General features: G+C 69.9%; 17 protein-coding genes and 1 tRNA gene. 6 read left to right on the forward strand and 12 right to left on the reverse strand.

Annotated elements, in window-relative coordinates:
- Positions 1–29: 29 nt before the first annotated feature.
- The 3 genes from ACH49X_RS04210 to pgsA all read right to left on the reverse strand — a co-directional run bounded on the left by ACH49X_RS04210 (position 30) and on the right by pgsA (position 1,777).
- On the reverse strand, positions 30–482 hold the full coding sequence (locus ACH49X_RS04210; protein WP_195078836.1) for a helix-turn-helix domain-containing protein: 453 nt from the start codon (positions 480–482) through the stop codon (positions 30–32).
- Between the two features lie 111 nt (positions 483–593).
- Complete coding sequence (locus ACH49X_RS04215) at positions 594–1,121, reverse strand: CinA family protein (RefSeq protein WP_195078835.1); 528 nt, start codon at positions 1,119–1,121, stop codon at positions 594–596.
- Positions 1,118–1,777 carry a CDP-diacylglycerol--glycerol-3-phosphate 3-phosphatidyltransferase gene (gene pgsA, locus ACH49X_RS04220; RefSeq protein WP_195078834.1) on the reverse strand — a complete coding sequence of 220 codons (660 nt, stop codon included), beginning with the start codon at positions 1,775–1,777 and terminating at the stop codon, positions 1,118–1,120. The genes ACH49X_RS04215 and pgsA overlap by 4 nt, the downstream gene beginning before the upstream one ends.
- Positions 1,778–1,919: 142 nt before the next feature.
- Between pgsA and ACH49X_RS04225 the strand changes: the two genes are divergently transcribed.
- Together ACH49X_RS04225 and ACH49X_RS04230 are read left to right on the forward strand one after the other, a co-directional pair.
- A complete protein-coding gene (locus ACH49X_RS04225) occupies positions 1,920–2,486 on the forward strand; it encodes an amino-acid N-acetyltransferase (RefSeq protein ID WP_195078833.1) in 567 nt (188 codons plus the stop codon).
- Positions 2,487–2,513: 27 nt separating this feature from the next.
- Positions 2,514–2,798, forward strand: coding sequence for a YciI family protein (locus ACH49X_RS04230; RefSeq protein ID WP_195078832.1), 285 nt, complete (start codon positions 2,514–2,516; stop codon positions 2,796–2,798).
- A gap of 3 nt (positions 2,799–2,801) precedes the next feature.
- On the opposite strand, the gene ACH49X_RS04235 is transcribed toward ACH49X_RS04230, so the two are convergent.
- A complete protein-coding gene (locus tag ACH49X_RS04235; protein ID WP_195078831.1) occupies positions 2,802–3,782 on the reverse strand; it encodes a TerC family protein in 981 nt (326 codons plus the stop codon).
- Positions 3,783–4,283: 501 nt separating this feature from the next.
- On the opposite strand from ACH49X_RS04235, the gene ACH49X_RS04240 reads away from it, so the two are divergent.
- A tRNA-Leu gene (locus ACH49X_RS04240) sits at positions 4,284–4,357 on the forward strand.
- A gap of 9 nt (positions 4,358–4,366) precedes the next feature.
- Here ACH49X_RS04240 and ACH49X_RS04245 read toward each other — a convergent pair.
- Complete coding sequence (locus ACH49X_RS04245; RefSeq protein ID WP_195078830.1) at positions 4,367–6,970, reverse strand: DNA translocase FtsK; 2,604 nt, start codon at positions 6,968–6,970, stop codon at positions 4,367–4,369.
- A 115-nt stretch (positions 6,971–7,085) separates the two neighbouring features.
- On the reverse strand, positions 7,086–7,709 hold the full coding sequence (locus tag ACH49X_RS04250) for a TIGR03085 family metal-binding protein (RefSeq protein ID WP_195078829.1): 624 nt from the start codon (positions 7,707–7,709) through the stop codon (positions 7,086–7,088).
- A gap of 237 nt (positions 7,710–7,946) precedes the next feature.
- On the opposite strand from ACH49X_RS04250, the gene ACH49X_RS04255 reads away from it, so the two are divergent.
- Together ACH49X_RS04255 and ACH49X_RS04260 are read left to right on the forward strand one after the other, a co-directional pair.
- Positions 7,947–8,327: a DUF4189 domain-containing protein gene (locus ACH49X_RS04255; protein WP_323124732.1), complete on the forward strand. Its 381-nt coding sequence runs from the start codon at positions 7,947–7,949 to the stop codon at positions 8,325–8,327.
- A gap of 29 nt (positions 8,328–8,356) precedes the next feature.
- A complete protein-coding gene (locus tag ACH49X_RS04260; RefSeq protein ID WP_195078828.1) occupies positions 8,357–8,914 on the forward strand; it encodes a hypothetical protein in 558 nt (185 codons plus the stop codon).
- A 63-nt stretch (positions 8,915–8,977) separates the two neighbouring features.
- On the opposite strand, the gene ACH49X_RS04265 is transcribed toward ACH49X_RS04260, so the two are convergent.
- Positions 8,978–10,945, reverse strand: a complete 1,968-nt coding sequence (locus ACH49X_RS04265) for a ribonuclease J (protein WP_323124731.1) — start codon at positions 10,943–10,945, stop codon at positions 8,978–8,980.
- A complete protein-coding gene (gene dapA / locus ACH49X_RS04270) occupies positions 10,942–11,850 on the reverse strand; it encodes a 4-hydroxy-tetrahydrodipicolinate synthase (RefSeq protein ID WP_195078827.1) in 909 nt (302 codons plus the stop codon). The genes ACH49X_RS04265 and dapA overlap by 4 nt, the downstream gene beginning before the upstream one ends.
- A 149-nt stretch (positions 11,851–11,999) precedes the next feature.
- On the opposite strand from dapA, the gene ACH49X_RS04275 reads away from it, so the two are divergent.
- On the forward strand, positions 12,000–12,443 hold the full coding sequence (locus ACH49X_RS04275; RefSeq protein ID WP_195078826.1) for a hypothetical protein: 444 nt from the start codon (positions 12,000–12,002) through the stop codon (positions 12,441–12,443).
- Between the two features lie 10 nt (positions 12,444–12,453).
- Here the strand turns inward: ACH49X_RS04275 and ACH49X_RS04280 are convergent, their stop codons facing one another.
- The 4 genes from ACH49X_RS04280 to ACH49X_RS04295 all read right to left on the reverse strand — a co-directional run bounded on the left by ACH49X_RS04280 (position 12,454) and on the right by ACH49X_RS04295 (position 17,204).
- Complete coding sequence (locus tag ACH49X_RS04280) at positions 12,454–13,653, reverse strand: DNA glycosylase AlkZ-like family protein (RefSeq protein WP_357206808.1); 1,200 nt, start codon at positions 13,651–13,653, stop codon at positions 12,454–12,456.
- A 530-nt stretch (positions 13,654–14,183) separates the two neighbouring features.
- A complete protein-coding gene (locus tag ACH49X_RS04285) occupies positions 14,184–15,203 on the reverse strand; it encodes a hypothetical protein (protein WP_195078824.1) in 1,020 nt (339 codons plus the stop codon).
- On the reverse strand, positions 15,196–16,392 hold the full coding sequence (locus tag ACH49X_RS04290; protein ID WP_357206810.1) for an ATP-binding protein: 1,197 nt from the start codon (positions 16,390–16,392) through the stop codon (positions 15,196–15,198). The genes ACH49X_RS04285 and ACH49X_RS04290 overlap by 8 nt, the downstream gene beginning before the upstream one ends.
- Before the next feature lie 92 nt (positions 16,393–16,484).
- The gene (locus ACH49X_RS04295) at positions 16,485–17,204 is read right to left on the reverse strand and encodes a DNA-binding response regulator (RefSeq protein ID WP_397069162.1); all 720 of its coding nucleotides are present in this window, start codon (positions 17,202–17,204) and stop codon (positions 16,485–16,487) included.
- Positions 17,205–17,214 lie beyond the last annotated feature (10 nt).

Below are 17,214 nucleotides of genomic sequence, written 5' to 3' on the forward strand. Positions count from 1 at the left end.
TTGCCGCCGCTGCCGCCTCTCGCCGCCCGTCACGCACCCTTCACCAGGACCAACATGTCCGATCGCGGAGCGGGGATGACGATCCGGGTGTCCTCCGCCAGCGGCAGCGGCCGCGCGGCGGGCTCGGCCACCGACATGGCGGCCGACGCGGGCGCGGCCTCCGGCTCGGCCTGCGCGGCGGGCTCGGCCGCGGTGCGCTCCGGCTCGGCAGCGGCCGTCGCGGCCTCGTCCGCACCGGCGGTCGCTCCGTCGACGCCCGCCATGATCGTGCTCACATCCCACAGCACCCGCGACAGCGGCACGTCCAGCGCTTCGCAGATGGCGGCCAGCAATTCGCTGGAGGCCTCCTTGCGGCCCCGCTCGACTTCGGAGAGATAGCCGAGGCTCACCCGCGCCGACGTCGACACCTCGCGCAAGGTCCGGTTCTGGGCGAGACGCGCACGCCGCAAACTGTCCCCGATCGCCTCTCGCAGCAGCGTCATCTCGTTCTCCTTCGCTCCCGGTCGCCGGGCCGACGCGATTTTCGACCCCACGCATGCCGTTCTTTCTGGCACAACGTCGGAGCCGGGCCGGATGGTTCCCGCCGGGACATCTCAGCCGCTCCGCCCGTCGCGGTCGGCCGGGTCCGTGCCCGCCTCCCGCACACACCGCAGCAGTTCCGCCACCGCCGTGCGCGTCGCACCGATTCTGATCGTCCACCGGTCGCCGGGGAGTTTCAACCGCACCACCTCGGTATGCCCCGGACCGGCCAGTCCGAGGAAAACCGTGCCCACCGGGTGCCCGTCCTGCGAATCGGGGCCGGCCACGCCGGTCAGCCCCACACCCCAGTCCGCGCCGCAGCGCGTGCGGGCGCCGACGGCCAGCTGTTCGGCGGTGCTCGCCGCGACCGGGCCCTCGGCCGCGAGGACCTCGGCGTCGACGCCCGCGAGGCTCTGCTTGAGGTCGGTGGCGTACACCACCAGTCCGCCGCGCAGCACGGCGCTGGCGCCCGGCACCCCGGCGATGGTCGCGGCGAGCAGGCCCGCGGTCAGCGATTCCGCGGTGGCCACCGTTTGCCGCACCGTCACCAGAGCGCGAACGAGTTCGATGGCGGGCACGTCGGCGAGCAGCGGATCGCTCATACGCCGCGGTTCCGCCCCGAGCCGCCCGCGAACCACACCCGGGCCGCCTGACCGACGTAGTCCAGCCCGGTGGCCACGGTCAGCGCGACCGCCAGGTACATCAGCGGCATGCCGATCCCGGCGGCCCAGCCCGACAGCGGCAGCAGCAGCATCGCGATGGCCAGCGATTGGACCAGCGTCTTGAGCTTGCCGCCGCGCCCGGCCGGGATCACCCCGCGCCGCACGACGACCAGGCGCAGCAGCGTGACGCCGATCTCCCGGCCGCAGATCACCAAAGTGATCCACCAGGCCAGATCGCCGAGCACGGACAGGCCGATCACCGCCGACCCGATCAGCGCCTTGTCCGCGATGGGGTCGGCCAGTTTGCCGAAGTCGGTCACCAAACCATATTTGCGAGCAAGTTGCCCGTCGAACCGATCCGTGATCGCGGCCAGGCCGAACAGGGCCGCGGCGGCGATCCGCCACCCGGTCTGGTGACCGTCTCCGGCGAACAGCGCCACGACGAACAGCGGCACGATCGCGATGCGCAGCATGGTGAGCACGTTCGCGATGTTCAGCAGCGGCGGACCGCTCTCGGCCTGCGCGGGGGCGAAGCCGGGGCGCAGCGGGGCGGGCGCGCTCCAGGGGCGGTCCGTCTCGTCGGGTTGCACGCTCATGCCGTCGCCTCACCGGCGATCGGCTCGCTCACGGCCGCCTCGCCGGACCGCCGCGCCGGGCGGCGCGGTGCGGTGAGCTGAACGAGTGGATCTGCGGCACACGTTCAGACTATCGGTAGCCGGGCCGACTACTGTGCACCCCATGACCTCTCGGGGACCACTAGGTGGTTCGACAAGCGACGCGTATCCGGGCGCGGCTTCGGCCGCGCACAGCTCCCTCCCGGTCGTCCGACGCGCGCGAACCTCCGATGTGCCCGAGATCAAGCGCCTCGTCGACGTCTACGCGGGCCGGATCCTGCTGGAGAAGAACCTGGTCACTCTCTACGAGGCGGTGCAGGAGTTCTGGGTCGCCGAACTCGACGGCCGCGTGGTCGGCTGCGGCGCGCTGCACGTGCTGTGGGCCGATCTCGGGGAAGTGCGCACGGTCGCGGTGCACCCCGATGTCAAAGGCAGCGGTGTGGGCAAACTCATCGTGCGGCGGCTGATCGAAGTGGCACGCGAGCTGGAGTTGGAGCGGCTGTTCGTGCTGACCTTCGAGGTGGAGTTCTTCGGCAGGCACGGGTTCGTCGAGATCGACGGCACGCCGGTCACCGCCGAGGTGTACGCCGAGATGTGCCGGTCTTACGACACCGGTGTGGCCGAATTCCTCGATCTCAGCTATGTGAAGCCGAACACTCTCGGCAATACTCGAATGCTGCTGACGCTCTGAGTCCATCCCCCACAGGAAGCGATACCCGTGCCGATCTTCGCCGTCCATTACGTCTACTCCGAGGCCACCACCGCGGGCCGGGACGTCCATCGCCCCGAGCACCGGGCCTGGCTGGCCGGTCTGCTCGAGGCGGGGACGCTGCTCAGCAGCGGTCCGTACCCGGACGGGTCCGGAGCGCTGCTGCTGTTCCGAGCGCAGGACGCGGGGCAACTGAAGGACCTGCTCGCCCAGGATCCGTTCGCGCGGGAGAACCTCATCGATGACGTCCGCGCGGTGGAGTGGGCCCCGGTCTTCGGAGCCTTCGCCTCCTGAGGGCTACCGGTCGGTTCGGACCCGCGTGCGCAGCAGGCTGGCGACCGTCGCGATCACCAGGATGACCAGGATCACCCCCAGCGAGACGGGTGTGGAGATCTCCGGCGCCGCGACGTGCTCGCCGCCGTTGACGAACGGCAGCGTGTTCTCGTGCAGGGCGTGCAGCACCAGCTTCACGCCGATGAACGCGAGGATCGCCGCCAGCCCGTAGGACAGGTACACCAGCCGGTCGAGCAGCCCGCCGATCAGGAAGTACAGCTGTCGCAGGCCCATGAGCGCGAACGCGTTCGCGGTGAAGACCAGATACGGCTGCTCGGTCAGGCCGTAGATGGCCGGGATGGAGTCCAGCGCGAAGAGCAGGTCGGCGAAGCCGATGGCCAGCAGCGCCAGCAACAGCGGCGTGACCGCCCGGCGGCCGTCGACCCTGGTGACCAGCTTGTCGCCGTCGTATTCGTCGGTCGTGGGCAGCACCCGCTTGGCCAGCGCGACGATTCTGCTGTCTCGTTTCTCCTCGACCTCGACCTCGTGGCCGCTCTCCCGCAACAGCTTGACCGCGGTGTAGACCAGGAACAGCCCGAACAGATAGAACACCCAGCTGAACGCGCTGATGGCGGCCGCGCCGACGGCGATGAACGCGCCGCGCATGACCAGTGCGAGCACGATGCCGATCAGCAGCACCTTCTGCTGGTAGATCCGCGGCACCGCGAAGGTGGCCATGATGATCAGGAAGACGAACAGGTTGTCCACCGAGAGCGCCTTCTCGGTGACGAAACCCGCGTAGTACTCCCCGGCGTAGGTCGAGCCCCACCGCCAGGCGACCACGCCGCCGAACAGCAGCGCCAGCCCGATGTAGACCGCGGACCAGAACCCCGATTCCCGGAAGGTCGGCTCGTGCGGGGTGCGGACATGGGCGAAGAAGTCGAAGACGAACAGGCCGAGGATCACCACGACGGTGATCGCCCATTCGAGTGCGGTTACGTGCATACGGTGTGCCGATCGAAGAACATGATGTCCATAATGCCCGAATTGTCCGTTACTGCGCGATTGCGGGATGATTGCCACCCATAATTCCACACGCGTTCACCAGGCCGGCCGCGCCACAGTCGTCGCGAGTTGTCCGCGATCACCACTCCCGCGACCGGTAGCCGGAAAGGCTGCCGCCTAGCGGATACACCTCGGCCGACCGGGAACTGAACGGGGTAGGGTCGTCGGCGACGCGAAAGCGCTTCCCGGCACCGGCATCCGGTGCTACTTTCTGAGCCGCGAAGATCAGACCACAGGAAGGCGAGACGATGACCGCGACGACTGGGCGACACGGGTTGCCGAGCGGTTTGTCGCATGTCCGCGTCGTGCTATCGGTCTCGTCCGTCTCTTGGCGCACGAGCGCGCGGAGCCGCCCCTGAACGTGTCTTTCGCAGACCCGTACCGAGCAGGGGGTCACTCCGCGGCGACCAGCCTGGAGTGACCCCTTTTTCGTGCGACCGATCCCTCGTAGCCCAATCGGTAGAGGCGCCGGACCTAGATTCCGGGAGATGCGAGTTCGAATCTCGCCGAGGGAACCGATCGGATCATTCCGGCGACTCGGCGGGCTCGCCGTCCCCGCCGCCACGGATCGACCACAGCAAGCCTTCCAGCTCATCGGGTTTCACCAGCACGTCGCGTGCCTTGGAACCCTCGCTCGGGCCGACCACGCCGCGGGTCTCCATGAGGTCCATCAACCGTCCCGCCTTGGCGAAACCGACGCGCAGCTTGCGCTGGAGCATGGAGGTGGACCCGAACTGCGAGGTGACGACGAGTTCCACCGCCTGAAGGAAGACGTCGAGGTCGTCGCCGATATCGGGGTCGACGTCCTTCTTCTCGCCCGCCTTCGCGGCGGTGACGCCCTCTTGGTATTCCGGCTCCGCCTGGTTCTTGGTGAAGTCGACGACGGCGTGGATCTCCTCGTCGCTGATGAACGCGCCCTGCAGCCGGGTCGGCTTACCCGCTCCCATCGGCAGGAAAAGGCCGTCGCCCATGCCGATCAGCTTCTCCGCGCCGGGCTGGTCGAGGATGACGCGCGAGTCGGTCAGCGAGGACGTGGCGAAGGCGAGCCGGGAGGGCACGTTGGTCTTGATCAGGCCGGTCACCACGTCCACCGAGGGCCGCTGCGTGGCCAGTACGAGATGGATGCCGGCCGCGCGGGCCTTCTGGGTGATGCGGACGATGGCGTCCTCCACGTCGCGCGGAGCGGTCATCATGAGGTCGGCCAGCTCGTCGACGATGGCCAGGATGTACGGATAGGGCCGGTACACCCGTTCGCTGCCCAGCGGCGCGGTGATCGCCCCCGACTTCACCTTCTTGTTGAAGTCGTCGATGTGGCGCACCTTGTTGGCCTGCATGTCCTGGTAGCGCTGTTCCATCTCCTCGACCAGCCAGGCCAGCGCGGCCGCGGCCTTCTTCGGCTGGGTGATGATCGGCGTGATCAGGTGCGGAATGCCCTCGTACGGCGTAAGTTCCACCATCTTCGGGTCGATCAGGATCATCCGCACCTCGTCCGGCGTCGCCCGCTGCAGCAGCGACACCAGCATCGAGTTCACGAAGCTCGATTTACCCGAACCGGTGGAACCCGCGACCAGCAGGTGCGGCATCTTGGCCAGGTTCGCCGAGACGAACTCGCCCTCGATGTTCTTGCCGAGACCGATCACCAGCGGATGGTGGTCGTTGCGCGTGGACGGCGCCTTGAGCACGTCGGCCAGCCGGACCAGCTCACGGTCGGCGTTCGGCACCTCGATGCCGACGGCGGACTTGCCCGGGATCGGCGCGAGCAGCCGGACGTTCTCCGTGGCGACGGCGTAGGCGATGTTGCGCGCCAGCGCGGTGATCTTCTCCACCTTCACGCCGGGGCCGAGCTCGACCTCGTAGCGCGTCACCGTCGGGCCGCGGACGAACCCCGTCACCGCCGCGTCGATCTTGAACTGCACCAGCACCTCGGTGATCGCCTCGATCATCGATTCGTTGGCGGCGCTGCGTTTCTTGGGCGGATCGCCATCGGTCAGCAACGACAGCGGCGGCAGCGTGTAGTCGCCCTCGACCTCGCGATCGGTGACGAACTCCAGCTGTTTCGGCGGCGGTGGCGTTTGATCCTCCACGACCGCGGCGGGGCGCTGCTTCTTCGGCTTCGGTTTCGGCGCGGGTTCCTCGGCCGCGATCTGCTTGGCGTCGCGCAGCGGGGGCTCGCCCAGCGACTCGGTGACCGCGTCGGGATCGCCGAACTCGTCGGGCGGGTAGTTCTCCGCGGGCGTGCGACCGCGCCGCCTGGTGGTGGCGCGATGCACCGGGAATCCGTCGGCGTCGTAGTCGGCCGGGTCGTAGTTCCGGTGCTCGCCGTCGAATTCGCCGTATCCGTCGTCGGTCTCGGCGCCGAGGTAGCGCCGCAGCTTGGCCGGCACCTCCCGCACCGTCGTCCCGGTGATGAGCAGCGCACCGAAGACGGTGGCCAGCAACAGGATCGGGACCGAGAGCCAGGCGGTGAGGCCGTCGGTCAGCGGCCCCCCGGTCACGAAGCCGACGAAACCGGCGGCGCGGGAACGCCCGTGCGCGTCGGTGGGGGCGCCCGCGGCGATATGCCACAGCCCGAGGGCGGGCAAGCCGATCAGCAGGCCGCCGAGCACCAGGCGCGGCCGGATCTCCGGGCGCGGTTCGGTGCGCATCAGGACGACGGCGATCCCGGAGGCGACGAACGGTAGAGCGGCGGAGGCCGATCCGGAGATCGCGCGGATCACGTCCTCGACCAGATGGCCGATGGGGCCGCCCGCCGACAACCAGACCGCCGCCGCTATTACGGCGCTCAGCGCGATCAGTGCCAGCGCGATGCCGTCGCGCCGATGCCCGTGTTCGATCTCCCCCGCGCGGCTGAGGGCGCGCGTGGTCGCGCCGAGCCCACGGGCCAGCATGGTCCAGCCGCTGCCGATGCCCCGGGTGATCACCGCGAGCGGAGCCGTGTCGGACGGACGGCGCGCCGGGCGCCGGGCCTGCGTGGCGCGCCGGCGGGGCGTGGTGGCGGTCCGGGGCGTCGCTGTGCGGGGCGTCGCGGTACGGGGCGTGGCCGCGCGAGAGCGCGCCGTGGTGGTCCTCCCCCGCGCAGATCCCGCCCGCGCCCGAGTCGTCGTGGTGCTGCGGGACTTACCTGCCATGGCCCCAGGCTAGCCGCAATCGCCCCATCGAAACCATCCGCAACACTGGTGCCGTTGCGCCTCTAGCGGCTTTTGGCCGGTTCCGGGTTCCCCCGACGGCGCGAGAACACCAAAATCAGACCGATCGGTCTGATTCCAGGACCGTCCGGACGGCCTCGGGGGACCCGGAGGTCTCCAGCCGCACCTCGTCCCGGCCGAAGGCGTGCAACACCAGTTCCGACGGCTTGCCGGTGAGCGTGACGACGTCCTCGGACGCGGACCGTACCACCGTCCGCCTGCCGTCCGGCGTCGCCAACTCGACCGTGACCGGCACCTTGCGGTAGGCCATTCCGGCCATCTTCCGCAGCACCGACCACAGCCGGTCCTCGTCGGCGGCGGGCAGTTCGCGTGGCTGCCAATCGGGCTCGGCGCGGCGCACGTCCTCGTGGTGGACGAACATCTCCGACAGGTTGACCACCGCGTCGACCGGCCGCAGCGGCGACCACCACGGCGGACCGGTACGCACCAGCTCCAGCAGCTCGGGGAACGGCTTGCGCGCCGCCTTCGCCTGCACGCGCTCCAGATACCCCGCGAACGGCCGCAGCAGGATGCCCGGCGCGGCGTCGGGTCGTCGTTCCCGAACCACCAAGTGCGCGGCCAGGTCTCGCACGGTCCACGCACCGCAGAGCGTCCGCGCGTCCGGCCCCGCTGCCCGCATCGCCTCGACGATCCCTCGGCGCTCCCGCTGTGCCATAGTCACACCCCCGAACATACCGACCACCCGGCCACGCCGCCGCGCGGCACGACGCGCCGCGGTCACCGCAACCGCGGCGCCACTCGCCGATCCACTCGGGAGCCTCCCTCGGCGCGCGGCCGATCACGGCGTTCGCCGCTCTCCCTGCCGGGAAATCTCCGGCTAGCGTTATGAGAGTCGGCTCTGTACCTTGTCACTCGGTCCATCGGGTCGTGGGCCAATGACAAGAAGGGGCAAATCCTCGTGAAGAAGTTTGCTACCGGTGTGGCCGCGCTCGCGGCGGTCGGTGCGGCGCTGGCTGTCAGCGCGCCCGCCGCGAATGCCTACACCAACAACTACGGCGCGATCGCGCTGTCCACCTCCACCGGTTTGATCGGGTACTCCTACGACTACCCGAACTCGGCTGCCGCAGAGCAACGCGCCGTGAGCGCCTGCGGCGCGGCGGATTGCGAGTCGGTGGTCTGGTTCCGCAACGGCTGCGGCGCCGTCGCCTATTCCAGTGGCACCGGCACCTGGAGCTGGGGGTACGCCTCGTCACGGCGCAGCGCGCAGGGCCAGGCGCTGGCGCACAACGATTCCGACGCCTACATCGTGCACTGGAACTGCACGTCCAACCACGGCTGACGCCCGGACTTCGAGTCGAAGGAAACAACGTGAAGCACCGCACTTTCCGGACCACCGTGGCCGTCGTCCTCACCGCACTGGCCTGCTCGCTCACCGCCTGCGCCTCCAACGACGACTCCTCGTCCACGAGCACCAGCGCCACCCCCGGCCACGCGGCCGGTGAGTTGGAGGGCGGCTCCGGCAAGGGCGACAAGGAGGCCGGCTCCGCGCCGACCACGCCGTCCTCGCCCGCACTGCCGAAGCCCACCGTGCAGCAGCTCAACGAGCGGCTGCAGAAGGCGTTCGATCCGAACGTGCCGAACACCGAGAAGATCAGCTGGATCCAGGCCGCCGAGCAGGATCCCTATCTGGTCGCCAACCTCGTCGACGCCGCTAAGAAGCAGAAGGTCACCGTCGAGGTCACCAACGTGGGTGATCCGAAGGACGGCAAGCTGAAGGCCGACGCCAAGGTCACCATCGACGGCACCCCGGTGGACGACGCGTTCATCCAGTTCGTGTCCGAGGGCGGCCAGTGGAAGGTCGACCACACCTTCGCCTGCAACATCGTCAAGAGCGCGAAGATCGAGTCGGCGGCCTGCCAGGAGTAGGCATACCGATACGGGAAAAGCGCCGGACAGCGCAGCTGTCCGGCGCTTTCGCTGTCGATGAGGTCAGACCCCGATGACGGTCGGCACGATCATCGGACGGCGACGGTAGGTCTCGGCCACCCAGCGGCCGACCACGCGGCGCACGCCCTGCGCGATGCGATGGGTGTCGGTGACGCCCTCCCCCGCCAGCCGCAGCAGTTCGGCTTCCACCAGTTCCGCCGCGTCGAGCAGGGCGGTGGGGTCGTCGGAGAAGCCGCGTCCGCTCAGTTCCGGAGTGCTCACCGCCTTTCCGGTGGTCTCGTCGATGGCGACGGTGATCGAGATGAATCCGCCCTCGCCGAGCACCAGCCGGTCCGACAGCGTCGACTCCCCGACGTCGCCCACCGACAGTCCGTCGACGTACACATGGCCCACCGGCACCCGGCCGACGACCGAGGCGATGCCGTCGACCAGATCGACCACCACGCCGTCCTCGGCCAGCACCACCCGCTCCTGCGGCACTCCGGTCGCCACCGCCAGCGCCGCGTTCGCGCGCAGGTGGCGCCATTCGCCGTGCACCGGCATCGCATTGGTCGGCCGCACCGCGTTGTACAGGTACAGCAGCTCGCCCGCCGAAGCGTGCCCGGAGACGTGCACCTTGGCGTTCTGCTGGGTGATCACCGTGGCCCCGAGCCGGGCCAGGCCGTTGACCACCGCGAACACCGAGTTCTCGTTGCCGGGGATGAGCGAGGAGGCCAACACCACCAGGTCGTCGGGACGGATGTTGATCTGGCGGTGATCGCCGCGCGCCATGCGCGACAGCGCCGACAGCGGCTCGCCCTGCGAACCCGTGGAGATCAGCACCAGGCGGTGGCTGGGCAAGGTGGCGGCGACATCCAGGTCGACGACCACGCCCTCCGGCACGGTGAGGTAGCCCAGATCCTGGGCGATCTGCATGTTGCGGACCATCGAGCGGCCCACGAAGCACACCCGCCGCCCGTACTTCTGCGCCACGTCGACGACCTGCTGGATGCGGTGCACGTGACTGGCGAAGGAGGCGACGATGACCCGGCCGTTCGCCTTGCCGATGACCGAGTCCAGCACGCCGCCGATCTCCCGCTCCGGCGTGACGAATCCGGGCACCTCGGCGTTGGTGGAGTCCACCAGGAACAGGTCGACGCCCTCGTCACCGAGCCGGGAGAATCCGGCCAGGTCGGTGAGCCGTCCGTCCAGCGGCAGCTGGTCGAGCTTGATGTCACCGGTGTGCAGGGCGACGCCGGCGGGCGTGCGGATGGCGACCGCGAGCGCGTCGGGAATGGAGTGGTTGACGGCGAAGTACTCGCAGCCGAACGGGCCGTGCGTGGTCTGCTGCCCCTCGGTCACTTCGATCAGCTTCGGGTGCAGGCGGTGTTCCCGGCATTTCGCGGCGACCAGCGCGAGGGTGAACTTGGAGCCCACGACCGGGATGTCGGGCCGCAGCCGCAGCAGGAACGGCACCGCGCCGATGTGGTCCTCGTGTCCGTGGGTGAGCACGACGGCCACCACGTCGTCGATCCGGTCCTCGATGGGGCGGAAGTCCGGCAGGATCAGATCGACGCCCGGCTGCTGGTCCTCCGGGAACAGCACGCCGCAGTCGACGACGAGCAGTTTGCCGCCGTACTCGAAAACCGTCATGTTACGGCCGATTTCGCCGATGCCGCCGAGGGCGACCACACGCAGGCCGTTCTCGGGCAGAGCGGGCGGGGCGCCCAGCCGGTCGTGCGCGGCGATCGGATCCGCTTGCGCCGGAGGCTCTTCGGCCCGCCGTGCGCCGGACTGTCCCCGTCCGCGGCCCGCTCGACGGGACCCGGAATCCTGCCCTCTGGCCGCTCGGCGCGTCTGCGCAGGCGCTGCCGGCTGCTCGGCCGGTGCGGCGGAAACCGACGTTTCGGCCAGTGGAGGCTCGGGCAGCGCGACGGGCTCCGGCGGCGCGGCCTGCTGCGCCGGAGCGGGTGCGGGCGCTCCCGCGGGGCGGGACGCGCTGCGGCGGCGACGGGGTAGGGACTCGTTCACGACAGCACTCCGACCGCTCGCAGGTCCGCGGCCAGCGCCTCCAGCTGCTCGCCGGTCGGCATCAGCTGGGGCAGCCGCGGCTCGCCGACCTCCACTCCGAGCAGCCGCAATCCGCCCTTGCTCATCGCGACGCCGCCCAACCTGGCCATCGCGGCGTGCAGCGGCAGCAGCGTGGTGTTGATCTCGCGGGCACGCACGACCTCGCCCGCGGTGTACGCCTCCAGCAGCGCGCGCAGCCGCTCCGGCGCGAGATGCCCGATGACGCTGATGAATCCGGCCGCGCCCACCGACAGCCAGGGCAGGTTGAGCGCGTCGTCGCCGGAGTAGAACGTCAGGCCGGTGCTCGCGATGAGTTCGGCGCCCATGTTCAGGTCGCCCTTGGCGTCCTTGACCGCGACGATGCGCGGATGCTCGGCGAGCTTGCGGATGGTGTCGCTGGCGATCGGCACCACCGATCGTCCGGGGATGTCGTACAGGGTGACCGGCAGGTCGGTGGCATCCGCGACGGCGGTGAAATGCGCGACCAGTCCCTCCTGGGAGGGCCGGGAGTAGTACGGCGTCACCACGAGCAAACCGTGCGCACCCGCCCGCTGCGCGTTGCGCGCGAGTTCGATCGAATGTGCGGTGTCGTAGGTGCCCGCGCCCGCGATCACCGTCGCGCGCGTGCCGACGGCATCGACGACGGCACGCAGCAGATCCGCCTTCTCCGATTCGGTGGTGGTCGGCGATTCACCGGTGGTCCCCGAGATCGCGAGCAGGTCGACGCCGCGGTCGACCAGGCGGGCCGCCAGCGCGACCCCGGCATCGACGTCGAGCTTGCCGTCGGCACTGAAGGGGGTCACCATCGCGACACCTACCGTGCCGGACGCACGCAGCTCCGTTGGCGTCGATTCACCGTTCGTCATGGTCAGAAAGGCTACCCGGTCCGGGACACGCCCTCGACACCGTCGTCGGCGATCAGGCCGCAACAAGGACGCGAATCCATATCACCGGCAGCCGGCATGATGTCATTTTGCCGCTTGCCTGATGTCATATATGACGTCAGACTGACATCATGGATTTGAACAAGTACACCAGCAGGCTCGGCGAGAACCTGCTCGCCGCCGCCGCACTCGGCGACGAGAAGACGCAGGCCACGGCCGCCGCACTGGCGGCGGCCACCGAAGGGCCGGCCCGCTTGGTGCTGCTGGCCGCACTGTCGGAGCTCGCGGCCGAGGTCAGCGCCGCGCTCGGCGACCGAACGGTGCACGTCTCGGTCGACGGCACCGACGCCTCCATCGATGTGCGCAAGAGCACGACGGGCGAGGAAGCCCCCAGCTTCGAGGAGATGACCGGAGACATCAGCAGGGTCACGCTGCGGCTGGTGGAGCAGATGAAGGCGCGTGCGGAAGAGGCTGCCGCACAGAGCGGTCAGTCCCTGAACTCGTGGCTGTCGAGCGCCGTCCACGGAGCCTTGCGCGACCAGATGCGCGGGTACGGGCCCAAACGAGACACCTGACCCGAACGCGCTACAGCAGCGCCGCGAGATTGCCGCGATCGCCGACGACGACCTCGTCCAGTTCCAGCCAGTCGGCCATCTCGCGCAGCGCGCCGCCGAGTGCGTGCGCGGTGGCGGCGGTGTCGTATCCGGGCTCGGCGAACGCGGCGGGCACCCACAACCGGCCGCTCGCGCGTTCCGCCCGCAGATCGACGCGGCCGACGAGTTCGCCGTCGAGCAGGAACGGGAAGACGTAATACCCGTGCACCCGCTTGTGTTCGGGGGTGTAGATCTCGATGCGGTAGTGGAAGTCGAATATTCGCTCGGTGCGGGCGCGGAAGAAGATGAGCGGGTCGAACGGGCACAGCAGCGCCGCGCCTTCGATGCGGCGCGGCGTGGGAGCGCCCGCCCGCAGATAAGCCGGTTTCCCCCAGCCCGCCACCTCCACCGGGATCAGCTCACCCGCGTCCACCAGATCGGCGATGGCCGGTTCGGTCTGAGTGCGCTGGAGCCGGTAGTAGTCCCGCAGGTCCGCTTCGGTGCCGATGCCGTGCGCGGTGGCGGCGCGCAGCACGAGTTCACGCACGGCGTCCGGCTCGGCCACGTCGCGGGCCAGCACCTCCGCAGGCAGCACCCGCTCGGTCAGGTCGTAGTGCCTGGCGAAGCCCACGCGCGTGGCCACCGACAACGCGCCCGCCGCGAAGAGTTGCTCGCAGATCATCTTGGTATCGCTCAGATTCCACCAGGAGCCCTTCGGGCGCGGCTTGTCCAGCTCCAGGTGGCGCTCTACCTCGCCCGCGGTGGCCGGGCCCACCGCGGTGATCACGTCCAGGATGTCCTTGCCCAGGGTGGGGTTGCGCTCGACCACCTTGCGCATGCCCGACCAACGCCCGTGCTCGTATCGCCGCATTCGCCAGCGCAGCAACGGCCAGTCCTCGACCGGGATGAGCGCTGCCTCGTGCGCCCAATACTCGACGAGCGACCGGGGCTGCCGCGAGCCGTTGCTCCATGCGGCCTGATCCAGGATCGTGCGATCGTAGGGGCCGATCCGGCTGAACACCGGCGCGTAATGCGCCCGCACCACCGCCGACACCGAATCCAGCTGCAGCAGTTGCGTGCGGTCCAGCACTCCCAGCACCGTCCGCCGCATGATCCGGCCGGGCCTGCGCGCCCCGAAACCCTGGGCCGCCAATGCCGTTCGCCGCGCCGCCGCAGCACCCATCTTCCGCATGACAGGCAACGATGCCACGAGGCACCGACAGTGTCTGATTTCCAGCGCCTGCGGCGCTGGGTGTTCGCGGCCCTCTTGTGGCTCGCGTTTGCGCGACCGCCGCTTGCTCCTTCGTCGCGTATGCGGCGGCCGCGCAAACGCGAGCCGGGCCGCGAACGGCGCATGCTCGGTCTCGCTTCGCTCGAAACCGGTGGTTGAGGTGGTGTGGTCACGTGACGTGGCAACGGCGCGGCCCGGGAAGCATCCGTTGGCAATAGCTGGGGACCGGGTCGGACGATCAACGTACTCGGAGGGGCCGATGCTCGGTCTCGCTCGGCTCGGCTCGGCTCGGCTCGGCTCGGCTCGGAAGACATGGTTGAGCCGGTGTGGTCACGTGACGTGATAACGGCCTGAGGCCAGGTCTGCCGTTGGGAGTGGCTGAGAACCGGGTTGGAGCGGTCAACCTACGCGGAATGGAGCGACTCCGATGTCGCAGATGGGCCGTGGAAGCGCGCGGCAAGTTTCGTCGCGGTGGGAGCCGCGTCGGCAGGTCAGGTGGATACCGTGATCGTGCCGGTGGCGTCTATCTCGGTGCGGCGGTCGCGGTCGGACGCGGTGGCCAGGACGGTGGCCAGGATGCGGCGGCCGGTCGGGAGGATGCGGACGGTGACCGAGCCGTCGTTGGCGGCGTCCAGTTCCCTGGTGGCCGCGTCGATCACCTGCTGGCGCACCTGATGCGGGACGCCGGTGAAACCGCCGTCGTCGAGCAGGATCACCTCCACGCCGCGGGAGCGGGCGCCGCGGGCGGCGCTGCTGAGCTGGTCGGTGGCCAGCTGCGGGGCCCGCAGCCCGTCGCGGAGTTCGGCTTCCAGGAGCCTGCACTGTTCGCGCTCGGCGGCGGTGAGTTCGTCGCCATCGGCAATGCGTTCCAGGATCGGGCGAGCGACCGCGTCCAGCCGCGCCAGCTGACGGGTGCGTTCGGAGTTCTCCGCGGCCATCGCGGCCTCCGCGGCGGCGCGCATGGCCGCTTCCTCGCGCAGCAGCCGCAGCGATCGCTGGGTGGGCCGCATGATCGCCGCGAACAGGGAAACCCCGGCCACCGTGGCGACCGGCACGATCGAGCCGACGGCGACACCCACCCGCAGACCGGCCACCATGCCGACCACGGCGATCACCACGCCGATGCCGGCGACGCCGAGCCAGGCCGCGGCCAAGCGTCCGCGCAGCACCAGCACGGCCAGCACATAGGAGGCGGCGAACGCCGTCCACACCTGCTTGGACCAACCGTGCTCGACGTCGAACGACGTCAGGGCGGTGGCCAGCGGACCGGAGGCGGCCACGAATACGGTCGCCTGCCACGGCAGCGGATCGGTCGGCGCCGCCACCACCACGACTCCGGCCAGCGCCAGCACGACCAGCGCCGCGATGGCGGCTGCCACCGGCGATTCGGAGAAGTTCCTGATCATGTACAGCGCGATGGTCGCTTCGAGCACGGTCAGGAACAGCCAGGCCGCGCGGTCGCGGAGCCCGAGCAGATCGCGCAACCCGAATTCGGTTTCCTGCTCAGCCATTTCCGCCCCACACCAGCGTCACGGTCGTCCCCTCGCCCGGCTCCGACTCCACGAACCCGGCGCCACCGGCGAGCTGACGCATGCGGCCCAGGATGCTCACCGAGATGCCGAGCCGATCCACGGGCACTTCACTCAGATCGAAACCCGCGCCGTCGTCGCGGAACACCACCCGGATACCACCGGCGCTGATCGTCACCGTGACGGTCCGGCGCACCTCGCGCCCGGGGACGGTGGCGTGCCGCAGACTGTTGCGCGCGGCTTCGGCCAGCGCGGCCGCGATCGTGCTCGCGGCGTCCACCGGCAGGTGCAGATCGTCGAATCCGGCCCAGCGCCGTGTGGTGAACCGGATGCCGGGGTTCACCTCGTGCACGGCCGAACGCAGGAATCCGATGGCGGATTGCGCGTCCAAGCGGTCGGGTTCGGTCTCCGCGACCCGGCACTCGTCGAGTTGTTCCAGGGTTCGTTCCGCCTGGCGGCGCAGCACCGGGGATTCGGTCCCGGCCCGGGACGCGTCCAGCAGCGTGGACAGCACCGCGTCGTGGATCAGCGCGGCGAATCGCGCGCGTTCCCGTTCCCTGGCTGCCGCACCGGCGACCGCCGCGGCGCGGCTGCTCTCGATCGCCGACTCACGATCCACTCGGGCCGCCGCCGCCCTGGCATAGATCACGCACCACAGGAACAGCGCGCTCAACCCGGCCGCCCTGGCGAAATCGCCGAGCAGCGCCAGGGCGGTGGTCTCCCGCAGCACGATCAGATTGACCAGTGCGCTGAACGCCGCGCCCACCACCAGGTAGGTCACGGCCAGCGGCGGCCGCCAAGCGAGCACGGCCGCGAGAACGCCCAACGCCAGCACGCGGTACAGCCACACCGAAGCCGCCTCTTCGGCATTCGGCACCGCGTACGCCAGCGGAACCACCGCCATGGCCCCGAGGAAGCTCACCGCCGCCGCACCGGCCACCCGCTGGATCACGCGCGTGCTCATCCCGACCGAGACGACCGCGAGCGCCGGGAAGAGCCCGAACGCCAGCGCCACCTCGACGGCCGTCCACCGGACGGGCAGGAAACGACTCTGATCGGCGATCTCGGGCAGTTCCACGATCGCGGCGATCACGCCAGCGATGCCGATGGCGAAGCCGAACCGGCGCAGGATCCGATCGGCGGCGCCCTCGGAGGCCTTCTCCCTGGACAACGCGAGGACGCCGCGACGCCAACGGCTCGCACGTGGCCGTTCGCGTGGGAGGGAGCGAGGGTGCGACGGGGTGTCCAGCATGCTGGACGCGGTCATCCGCGCGGCTGCCGCTCTGGCACCGGGAGCCACCCGTCCTCCACCGCCCGCTTGTACAGGTCGGTCTTGGTCGGCGCCGGCCGACCGGCGTCGGCGTACTTCTGGCGGATCCGGCCGAGATAGTCGTTGACCGTCTGCTCGGACAGACCGGTCAGCCGCGCGACCCGGGAGGCCTTCTCCCCGGACGCGTACAGCGTGAGCACTTCCTCTTGGCGCGGGCTCAGGCCCACGTTCGACAATTGCGGATCGCCGTCGATGGCGGCGGCCCAGTCGGTGGTGACCACCTGTTCGCCGCTGGCCGCACGACGCACGGCGGCGACGACGGTCGGCACGTCCTCGGACTTGCGCACCACGCCGAGCACCCCGGCGCGCGCGGCGGAGCGCACCAGGAACGCGTTGTCCGCGCCGGTGAAGACCAGTACCTCGATGCCGCGGTCACGCAGGGCGCGCACGTTGTCCTCGGGCGAGGACCCGTCGGCCAGCCGCAGGTCCAGCACCACCAGATCGAGCTTCGGCGCGCCGTCGGCGGCGGCCAGCAGTTCCGGCACGGTGCCCGCGGTCAGCACCAGATCGAGATCCCTTTCCGGCGCAAGCATCGCGGCGAGACCGATCGCGACCGACTCGTGGTCCTCGACCAATCCGATCCGGCGCGGGGCGTTCTCGCTACCTTCGGCCCAGGTCACCTGGTTCTCCCATCCCGAGCTACTCGTCCACATCCCCACCGCG

Source organism: Nocardia sp. NPDC019323 (assembly GCF_044389845.1).
GTDB lineage: Bacteria > Actinomycetota > Actinomycetes > Mycobacteriales > Mycobacteriaceae > Nocardia > Nocardia implantans.